Origin of the sequence: Poseidonibacter sp. (assembly GCF_041821165.1) — a bacterium.
Lineage (GTDB): Bacteria > Campylobacterota > Campylobacteria > Campylobacterales > Arcobacteraceae > Poseidonibacter.
In genome coordinates this window covers 18,451-28,993 of the sequence record NZ_JBGUES010000010.1, presented here as the reverse complement: position 1 = coordinate 28,993, position 10,543 = coordinate 18,451, and the positions used below count along the sequence as shown (strand labels likewise).

The window sequence follows — 10,543 nt, the reverse complement described above, 5'->3', positions numbered from 1 at the left end:
AAAATCAAATGCTTCATAAATATTATTAAAAGAACTTATTTCTATACTATATGATTCTTCATCAAACTCTAAAAACTCTTTGATAAATGTATTTATATTTTGGCTTACACTTGTTTTAGGTGTTTTTATACTATTTGTTTTTTCTTTTTTTGAATTTGTGTTATTTTCTAAAATATCAGCATTTGCATAAATACTTTTTCTATAATCACTTTTTGAAAAATCAATAAATTTAGGATTTTCAGGGTCAACATCGAAAAATGAAGATAAATCACCACTTAATTCTAAGATATTAAAAAAACTATTTATATATGTCTCTTCATACTTAACTAAATCTAGTTCTGCTGTATTTAACTGTCTTTGTCCTGTAAGTAAAACTTGTAAATCTTGCTCACCTAATTCAAAAGCTTCCCAATAGGCTTTAACCATTTTTCTTGAAGCTTGGATTTCAACTACATTACTTTTTAATGCTTCTTTTACAGATAATACAGATGTATATAATTTAGATAAATTCCATTTTAGTTTTTTTATTTCTTCATTAACTCTATAGTTTAAATCTCTAATTTCACTATTGATTTTTAAAAGTTTGTTTTTATCTCTACCACCATTATATAAATTGTAAGATAGCCTAACTTGACCTGTTACATTTGTTTCTCTATCCTCAAAATCTTCTTTATCTAAAACATTATCATATGATAATTCAAAATCTACCTTTGGTTTAAATGCAGAGTGTGAAGCTTTTAGTTTATATTTTTGAGATTCAATACTTCTATAGTAATTAATTAAATTCTTATTTTGAACTAATGCTCTACTATATAAATCCTCAAAATCTGTAATATCAATATCAAAATCTTTTTCATAAGGTAGAGTTTTTATAAATTTTGTTCCAGCTATATACTCATAATATCTTAATGCTTCAAGAAATTTAGACTTAACTTTTAATAATTTTGTTTTAGCATTAGCAGCACTTGCTTTTATTGAAGTAATATCTCCTAAAGATAAAGCTCCACTATCATATTTGATTGTTGCTATTTCCATAATTTTATTTAGTTTTTTAATATTTCTTTCATTTACCATTACAGATCTATTTGCAAAAACTACACCAAAATATGCTTTTATAGCTTTTTTAATCTCTTCATTTAATACAATTATATATTGATTTTGTGTTACATCTCTTGTTTTTTGAACACTATAAATTTCATAATATGTAGCACCACCTGAATATAAGTTTTGTCTCATTACAAATTCATAGTTTTTATTATTATAAAATTTAAATCTTTTCTCATCAGTTCCAGGATGAGCTCTTGTTCTTGATAATGTATATTCAAAATTTAATGTTGGATAATATCCTGCAAGTGCATTTTTTAGTTTTAGTTCACTTTGAATTACTTTTTCTCTTGCTGATTTTAATAAATCACTATGAGATAATGTTTCTAAAACAACATCAACTAACTTTACTTTTTCATAATCATCAATTTTCATTTCTTCACTATTGATATAACTTTTATCTTTTTTTGCTACATTTACATAATTTGGAATTTCATTTGATTTAATAGAAATATTAGTATCTAATACTCCTGATATTTGATTTAGTCTATTCTCTTTTTCTAATATAACTTCATCATAATATACACTTTGTGAAATTTTATCTTCAGCAGAAAATAAAACCAAGGGAAACAATAATATAAATAAATTTAGTATTGATATATTTTTCACTATTTTTTCACCCTAATTATTAAATAACCATTTGTTTCATCGATTTTTTCTTTTATTTTTATATTTGATAAAAGATCAATCCTAACATCTTTTTTTTCATATCCCATTTTTCGAATTAAATTTCTAGCACCTATTGATCTTGCTAATGATATTTGTTTTGTAACAGTTGCACTTACCTGTCCTTTTACATCATAGGCATTAATTAATAACTTATGATCTTTATATTTAGATCTAGTGCTTTGTACAAATACTTTTATTTGTTTCATTATTTGATTATCTAAAAATATTTCTGTACCTTTAAATGTAACCAATAAATAATCCTCATTTTCTAATAAAACTTGTTTTGATAATTTATCATCATCTTTTACATCACTTACATCAATACCACCAGAAATTACTTCTGATTCTTCTTTTTCTTTTGCTTTTACTTCTTTTTGTTCTATAATTTTTCTAAGCTTTAAAACCTCTTTTTGAAGTAAGGGTACAGAAGTTATTGATTCAACAGAAATTGTTTTAGCTAAAGGGCTTGGATTACTATTTAAAATTAGCTCATCACTTGAAATTGAACCTGTATATGAAACTTTATATTTAAATTGTGAGTAATAACCTAAATTTACTAATAAAACTAATAAAAATAGTAACATTACAAGAATAACAGAAGAAAAAATATCCACAAAAGATGGCCATGGATTAAATTCATCTTCACATCTAATAGCCATTTTTTATCTACCTACTTTCTTACAGCTGATTCAAGAGTATCAACTTTATCTTTTAATGAAGTAATTAATTCAATTAAAAGCTTATTATTCTCTTCTTGTAATGCTAAACTTTTTTTCATAGTTCTATGTTCTGCCATAATAACATTTGAAATTTCTTCAAGTGATTCTTCCATCATTGCTGCATTTGAGAATTGATTTACATTTAATTCTCTTAAGTTATTAACCATATTTTCTAATAAAATATTCTCTTTTTCATTACTTCTATTTGTACTTGCTAAGTTTTCAATAATAACTTTATTCATATCTTCAAAAGTTTTATTTGATTTTTCCATTTTACTAGTAAAATCACCCATAATATCAACAAATACATTTAAGAAACCACCAGAAACTCCAGCATTATCAACACTTCCAGATGAAGTAGATGATTGAGCTGTTTGTGTTGGCATTTGTAAAGAAGCACCTCTTATTTCATCAAGAACATCAGAGTTTTGAGAATCAATAATTTTACCTTTCATCCAATCTTCTACATCTTCTAAAAAGGCAGCTTGATTTCTAGTTAAAATATATTGCATTACATTTAAAATAATTGCAGATGCAACACCAAATAAAGAAGAAGCAAATCCTATTGACATTCCTCCTAGTGGTCCTGCAAAACTAGTCATAACTTCACCAAGGTCAATATCATCTCCACCAAAAGATAAGATAATTCCACCCATTTCATCAATAGCAACTAATAAACCTGTAAAAGTCCCAAAAAGTCCTAACATAAGAGAAGTTCCAACAAAAAAGTTTGTATAACCTTTTTGTTTAAAAAATTGTTCTCCTAACCATTCTGTTACATCTTTGGCTTCATTTGTACTAAAATACAAAACACCTTTTTTTGCTCTTTTGTTAAACATATGAGCAATTGTTGCAGGAAAAATATTTGTAATACCTTGAAGATAAAACTCTAAATCTTTTCCTTTTTTATAAGCTAAAATTCCAAAAGTCCCTGACAGCATTGTTAGACGAATTGCTGATTGATAAACAATAATCAAACCAATTGTAAACATAGTTAAAATAGCAACATTAAATGTAAGTGTTGCCATAAAAAAGACTTTAATTACTTCAAAATTTGAAAAAACTAAGAAAACTAAAAAAAGGATAAATATAAAAAAGATTTTTAATATTTTAATACGTCTCATTTATAACCTTTAAAACATAAATAGTAGTATTGATATTACTAAACCAAGAGCAACTGTTGTTACGGTTTTTGTCATATTATCAACAATATTTACAAAAGCACCACTACCTTCAACAACTTCACCTAAAACTATTATTCCAATTACATTTCCATTAATATCTGAAACTTTTTTATATGTTTTAAAAAACTGATTATCAACATAATATCCATTATCAATTAGCTCTTTATAACCTTCTCGTCCGCCTTCAACAATTTTTCCAAAAAAGGCGCCATTGTATCTCTCTTCTTCAACATTTAATTCATCTATAATTTCTCTATATTTATCTTTTCTAGCTTCAATTGATAGTTTATTTAACATTTTTTGTTCAAGTAGAAATAAAAATATACTATCATCTTTTGAGAAATCATCTTTTAATGAATATAAAGGCTCTTTAATTTCAAGAACTCCAATTAAATTATCATCTTGTAAAACAGGTTCAAGTAGTAAAATAAAAATTCCATCAGGTAAAACTTCAATACCAAAATTTAATACTTTTCTTTCAATAACAGAATTTACACTATTTCTATATTGATTTACTTGATTAATCACTGGATAAAAACCTATTGTTAATTCACCAAAATTAGATTTTTTAAAATTTTCATTATAACTTTGTATTTTTGTATTTACATTTTGTAAATTATTTGTTGAAATATCATTTATAAGAGTATTATCATTTTTTACAGTTAATAATATTTTTTTAAGAGTTTCTTCTTCTGATACAAGTCTATTTTTTAAACTTTTTGTATATGTTTGAGAGATATTTACATAAACCTCTTTTGAAACATTTTTTGTCATACTAATTAAAATATATAATGATATTCCAATTCCAAATATCGATAAAACAGCAAGAGTTGTAAACCATAGACCTTTATTTCTTTTTACTTTTTGTAAAAAGCCTTGTAAGAACTTTATAAAACTAAACATTTATACCCTTAAAAAAAATTAAAATTTAATCTTAGATATTATAATAAGTAAACTTATTTTCTAGTTAATTATTTTTATTTTAATAAGATTTTTTCTTATTGTTCTACAAAAGCATTTTTTCTAATATTTTTTAATGGTTTAATAATATATTGTAATATTGTTTTCTCACCAGTTAAAATATTTACATTTGCAACCATTCCTGGAAGAATTGGTAAGTCTGGAGCAAATTGGTTTACATTTGCTTTTACCTTTATAATATAAAATATATTTCCATTTCTATCTTCAAAACTATCAGGTGAAATTGATATTAATTTACCTGTTAATAAACCATATTTAGAAAAATCATAAGCAGTGATTTCTATTGAAACTTTTTGACCACTCCAAATAAGTGCTCTATCTGATGTTTTTATTTTTGCTTCAATTGTTAAGGAGTCTTCAATAGGTGTGATTTCTGCCATTTTATCACCTGCTTTTACAATTCCACCAACTGTGTAAAAATACAATTTATTAATAATCCCATTTACAGGTGAAACAACTTGTTTTCTTAAATCTCTATCTGAATTTGCTTTATTATTTTCTATAAGTTTATTTATTTCTGCTTTTAGAAGTGAATATTTATTTAAATACTTTGATCTTATTTCTGAAACAACTGTATCAATCTTTCTTTTTGATTCATTTATTTCTTCTTTAATTAATGGAATATTATTTCTAATTTCAGAAAGTTTTGTAACAATGCTTTGTTTTTTTGATAATTCACTAATATACTGCATTTGTGAAACAACTTTTTTTTCATATAATCTATCTTGTATTTGCATATTTGCTTGTGCAAGTTTTAGTTCAATACTTAAGTTATCAAATTTTGTTTGTGCTTCAGTTAATTTATACTCTTTTTGTTTTAATTGATCACGTGCTATATTTATTTTGCTTTTATTATTTGTTAAATCTTCATAAAATATTCTTTTTTCATTTTCAATAATTTCAGGTATTTTTTTAACTAACTCTTGTGGGAATTCTATTTCTTGAGCATTATTAATTGATGCATCTAATCTATAAGCACTAGCTTGATATGCTAATAAATCTATCTCTTTTGATTTAAGTGCTGCTTTAAAAAAGGCATTTGATAAAGTATAGATAACTTCACCTTTTTTTACTATATCGCCCTCTTTTACATTAATCTTAGAAACAATACCACCTTCTAAATTCTGTAAAACTTTTGTTTGTCCAGATGGTACTACTTTTCCTGTTCCTTTTACAACTTCATCAATTTTACTAAAATATGCCCATGTTAAAAAACATATAAAAAACAACATAATAGGAACTACTGAAACATAATAATTCCAACTTGATTCTTCAAATAACTTATTATTCATTTTTACTTCTTTTGTTGTAGTGCAGCTAAAACAGTCTCTTTTGGCCCATCTGCAACTATTTTTCCATTATTTAATACTATAACTCTATCTACTAATTCTAAGGCTGCAAATCTATGAGTAATTACAATTAGAGTTTTTTTATCTAATACTTGTTTCATATGTTTAATTAAAGTATTTTCCAATCCAACATCTAAACCTGTTGTTGGTTCATCTAATATAATAATTGATGGGTCATTTAATATAGCACGTGCAAGTGCAACTAAGTGTCTTTGTCCTACTGATAGGTTTGAACCTCTCTCACCTACTTGTAAAGAGTCCCCTTGACCTGATTTTTTAACTAAATCTTCTAAACCTGTTAATCTAATTATTTCCATCATTTTTTCTTTATTAATAGGACTTGATAATTCAATATTTTCTTTTAGTGTCCCTGAAAATAAAAATGGTTCTTGTGGCATTACGCCAACATTTTGTCTTAATTCAACTGGATGTAAAGTTGATATTTCATGACCATCTAAATATATACTACCTTTTGTTGCGCTATTTAAACCTGTTAATAGACGTAAAAAAGTTGTTTTTCCAGCACCTGTTTGTCCAATAATACCAACTTTTTCACCTGGCTTAATTACTAAATTACATGTGTCTAATGATGCATATTTACTATTTTTATAAAAGAAACTTACTTTTGAAAACTCAATACTTCCTTTTAATTTACCAATACCTATTTCTAAATCTTTATCATTTTCTAATGGTAAATGCCAAAATTCATTAATATTTTTTAATGATTCTTTAATCTCTTTAAATCTAATTACCATCATTGAAGTTTGAATAACAGGAACCATTGCTCTACTTGCTAAAATTGTAACAGCAATTAATCCACCAACACTTAAGTTTTTATCTGCAATCTCAAATACTCCTACAACTATTACCATCATAGTAACAAACTGTACAACGGTTTGAGATAGATTCATTGAAAATACATTTAGAGATTGGATTTTTAGTCCAATAGAATCTGTAACAGCTACTAGTTTTCTCCAATTAAAAAGTTTAGTTGAAGAAGCATTTGATAATTTTATTATTTCACTACCTTGAATTGTTTCAACTAAATAACTATGTTTTGATTGTACATTTTCAATATTTTTTTTACTTAAATTTGAAATAGGTATTTGCATAAAGATATTAAATATAATAATGAAAATTGCAACAATAAATGGAACAGCTGCAACAGCAGGTGATATTATATAAATAACAATAAGAGCAATAAAGAAAAATGGTAAATCTATTACTTGTAAGATTGATTTTGTTGCTATAAAATCTCTAATTTGATTTAGTTCTCTAAATAAGTTTGCCTTTGAACCAATAAGCATATTATCATATTCAGATTTTATACTTAACATTCTTCTCATTAGTTCTTCTTCTAAATAAACACCAAGTTTTTTACCTACTTTTTCTATTATATGGTTTCTAACACTTTTAAAATATACATCAAAAAGTAAAATTATAACAACACCTACAACTAAAACAAAAAGTGTTTCAGTGGCATTATTTGGAACAACTCGATCATATACATTCATTGTAAATAAAGGAACAGCAAGTGCAAAAATATTTATAAAGAAAGTTAAAAAACCAATTTCTATATATGAACGCCAAAAAGTTTTTACAGGAGACCAAAACCAATCTTTTGTTTTAGTTTTTTCTAGTAACTCTTGTTTTTTAGGATCTCTAAAAACTAAAATTGCTTTTTTAAAATTCTTTAAATAGTTTGGATTTTGTATTTCTTGTTGATTTGTAATTGGATTATAAAGATAAACATCCTTATCCTTTTTTAAATACACATAAGGTTTATCATTTTTATCAAAAATAATACAAGGAAAAAAATGATTTGGGATATCTAAGGCATCAATATCTTTTTGAACTGATGTAAGACCTACTTCATTTACAACATCAATTGCTAATTCATTTGTAAAACCTTCATTTGATACTGCTGATAAATTTAAAATAGTTTCTAATGAAATATCACCAAAATAAAAATCTAATATATATTTTAAAGAGTAAAGTAAAGGATATTCTTCTCTACTTATCTCTTTATCTAATGTTATTTTGTCTTCTATTATTTCTTCATTTTTCAAATATTATGCCTGTTTTCTTAAATTTTTATTTTGAAATTTTGATAAATGTTATCACAAATAGACTGAAATACACCATCCCATACTCTTGCTGTTTTTTGTCTAAATAACTTTGCACTAGGGTACCAAGGTGATTTATTTCCTTTATTTTGCCATCTCCAATCAGGAACTTTTTGTAAAGGAATCCAAACAGGTACATTTAATGCCCCAGCTAAATGTGCAACTGATGTATCGGATGATATTACTAAATCTAATTCATTTAATAATGAAGCAGTTTTTGAAAAATCTGTTAATTTTGAAGTTAAATCTATAATTTTATCTTCATAATTATATTTTTTAATATCTTCATTTTCAGGACCTACTTGTAAAGTATAAACATTTATATTTTCACTATTTATTAATTTATCTAAAAATTTTAAATCAAAAACTTTACCATCATAACTCTCACCTGTAATAGATGCACTCCAACAAATTCCAATATTAATTTTATTTTCTTCTTTTAAAAGCTTTAACTCTTGGTCTTCTTTTGAAAATAAATATGGAATATTATTAGGTATATCTTTTACTGTTTTTATACCTAAAACATAAGGCATACTCATAATTGGAAGATGAAAATCAAACTCTGGAGTTTTCTCTTTTCTATTAGTTAAAATATCAATTTGTGGTATTAATCTAAATAATTCTTTTAATTCATCTCTACATTTTACCGCAATTGTACATTGGAATTTTTCTTTTATTTGTTCAACAAATCTTATAAATTGAATACTATCTCCAAAACCTTGTTCTGAATGAAGAAGCAATGTTTTGCCTTTTATATTCATATCATGTCTTAACATTGGTTTTAAAAATATATCTTTATTAGAAATAATATGAGATTTCATCTCTTCTTTTTGGAATCTATATTCATACTCTTTAAATCCATTTAAAAAGTCACCTATTGATAAGTACATAGTCGCTAAATCAAAATGTGCATTTACAAAACTTGGGTCTAATTGTATTGCTTTTTGATATGCTTTTATTGCTTTATTTGTAAGACCTAAGTATTTATATGATGTTCCTACATTACTATATGCATTTGAGCCTTTTGGTTCTAAGGCAATTGATTTTTCATGTAGTTTTGCAGCTTTCTTATAATCAAATAGTTTATTATATACATTTCCTAAATTTGTATATGCTCCACCATTTTTAGGATTATGTTTTATTGCTAAATCTAAAGATTTTATTGCTTCATCATATTTTTTTAGTTTATTAAAACAAGCTCCAATATTACTATGTAATTCATAATATTCAGGGTCTATTTTAAAAGCAATTCTAAATATATCAATTGATTGTTGATATTTTTTTTGTTTATATAAAACTACTCCAATATTATTAACAGCTTTTGAAAATTTTGGATTAATTCTAACTGCTTCTTTATAACATTTTATTGCTCTTTCATTATCGCCCATACTTTCATATACAATACCAAGATTATTGAATGCGCTAAAATTAGTTGAATCTCTTTTAATACAATCTGTAAATGCTAAAACTGCTCTTTTATAATCTTTTATTTCTTTGAAAGTATTTCCTAAATTATTATAAGTTAGACTATTATCTGGATTGATTTTTATTGCTTTTATATAATAAGAAATTGCTTTTTCATAATCTTTTTGTGCTTTTAAAATAACACCTAAATTACCTAATGCTTCTTCATTATCTTCTTCAATTTCTAAAACTTTTAAATAAATCTCTTTTGCTTTATCAATACTTTTTTTATTGTACTCTTCAATTGCATTTTTTAATAATATTAGAACTTCTTTGTTTTTTGACACTTTTTTAAAGCCTTTTGAATTTTTTAAAATTGATATAAAAGTATTTTTAGAAATCTTTTCATGTGAGAATTCTTCTGGAAGTATATCTTTTTTAACTTCTTCAAATTTGAAATTTAATAATTCTTGAACATTTATATTATTATTTATCCAACCTTTATTTGTTGGAACTGCACTTGTATTATTATTTAAAATATAAATTAAAGCATCTTTTTTTAGTGCTGATTTAATAAGATTGATTTCATCCATTGGATTAAGACAATGTTGTAAAACCCAAATTGAAATTGCTGCATCAACTCTTAAACCATTTTGTATTAATTGTTCTAACTCTTTTGGAGAAAATATTTTAAAATTATCACTATTTACATACTCTTTTGCTAGTTTTCTCATTGAAGATGAGATATCTGCTCCAATAATTTTACAGTTAGTTTTTTCAATTAATTTTTTAGAAACTCTACCTATTCCACATCCAAAATCAAGAACTAAAGATTTTTCATTTATATTTAAATTTTCAATAATAGAATCAACAATAAAAGGAGTTTCAACTTCCCATCTGTCTTGTGTTTTTAATCCAGCTTCAGGAGTCAAAATTATATTTTTTGCCTCTTGAATATTATCTATATCAAAAATATTTGGTTTGTAAATTGTTTTATTCATTTTTTC

General features: G+C 24.7%; 7 protein-coding genes. All 7 read right to left on the bottom strand.

Features of this window, described 5'->3' with window-relative positions:
* Nucleotides 1-1,713: TolC family protein (locus ACERKK_RS02105; protein ID WP_373771420.1), on the bottom strand; the 1,713-nt coding region annotated here is incomplete at its 3' end.
* Nucleotides 1,713-2,432, bottom strand: a complete 720-nt coding sequence (locus ACERKK_RS02100; RefSeq protein WP_373771419.1) for a hypothetical protein — start codon at nucleotides 2,430-2,432, stop codon at nucleotides 1,713-1,715. The genes ACERKK_RS02100 and ACERKK_RS02105, both read right to left, overlap by 1 nt.
* A gap of 11 nt (nucleotides 2,433-2,443) precedes the next feature.
* On the bottom strand, nucleotides 2,444-3,520 hold the full coding sequence (locus ACERKK_RS02095) for a hypothetical protein (protein ID WP_373771418.1): 1,077 nt from the start codon (nucleotides 3,518-3,520) through the stop codon (nucleotides 2,444-2,446).
* Nucleotides 3,521-3,625: 105 nt separating this feature from the next.
* Nucleotides 3,626-4,579, bottom strand: a complete 954-nt coding sequence (locus ACERKK_RS02090) for a hypothetical protein (protein WP_373771417.1) — start codon at nucleotides 4,577-4,579, stop codon at nucleotides 3,626-3,628.
* Nucleotides 4,580-4,674: 95 nt separating this feature from the next.
* A complete protein-coding gene (locus ACERKK_RS02085) occupies nucleotides 4,675-5,949 on the bottom strand; it encodes an HlyD family type I secretion periplasmic adaptor subunit (RefSeq protein ID WP_373771416.1) in 1,275 nt (424 codons plus the stop codon).
* A 2-nt stretch (nucleotides 5,950-5,951) separates the two neighbouring features.
* Complete coding sequence (locus ACERKK_RS02080; RefSeq protein WP_373771415.1) at nucleotides 5,952-8,075, bottom strand: type I secretion system permease/ATPase; 2,124 nt, start codon at nucleotides 8,073-8,075, stop codon at nucleotides 5,952-5,954.
* Between the two features lie 17 nt (nucleotides 8,076-8,092).
* The gene (locus tag ACERKK_RS02075; RefSeq protein ID WP_373771414.1) at nucleotides 8,093-10,537 is read right to left on the bottom strand and encodes a tetratricopeptide repeat protein; all 2,445 of its coding nucleotides are present in this window, start codon (nucleotides 10,535-10,537) and stop codon (nucleotides 8,093-8,095) included.
* Nucleotides 10,538-10,543 lie beyond the last annotated feature (6 nt).

What these genes read in the sequence shown, in the direction of transcription:
- ACERKK_RS02100 (WP_373771419.1), bottom strand. Translation starts at nt 2,432, where the DNA reads ATGGCTATTAGATGTGAAGATGAATTTAATCCATGGCCATCTTTTGTG.
- ACERKK_RS02095 (WP_373771418.1), bottom strand. Translation starts at nt 3,520, where the DNA reads ATGGCAACACTTACATTTAATGTTGCTATTTTAACTATGTTTACAATT.
- ACERKK_RS02090 (WP_373771417.1), bottom strand. Translation starts at nt 4,579, where the DNA reads ATGTTTAGTTTTATAAAGTTCTTACAAGGCTTTTTACAAAAAGTAAAA.
- ACERKK_RS02085 (WP_373771416.1), bottom strand. Translation starts at nt 5,949, where the DNA reads ATGAATAATAAGTTATTTGAAGAATCAAGTTGGAATTATTATGTTTCA.
- ACERKK_RS02075 (WP_373771414.1), bottom strand. Translation starts at nt 10,537, where the DNA reads ATGAATAAAACAATTTACAAACCAAATATTTTTGATATAGATAATATT.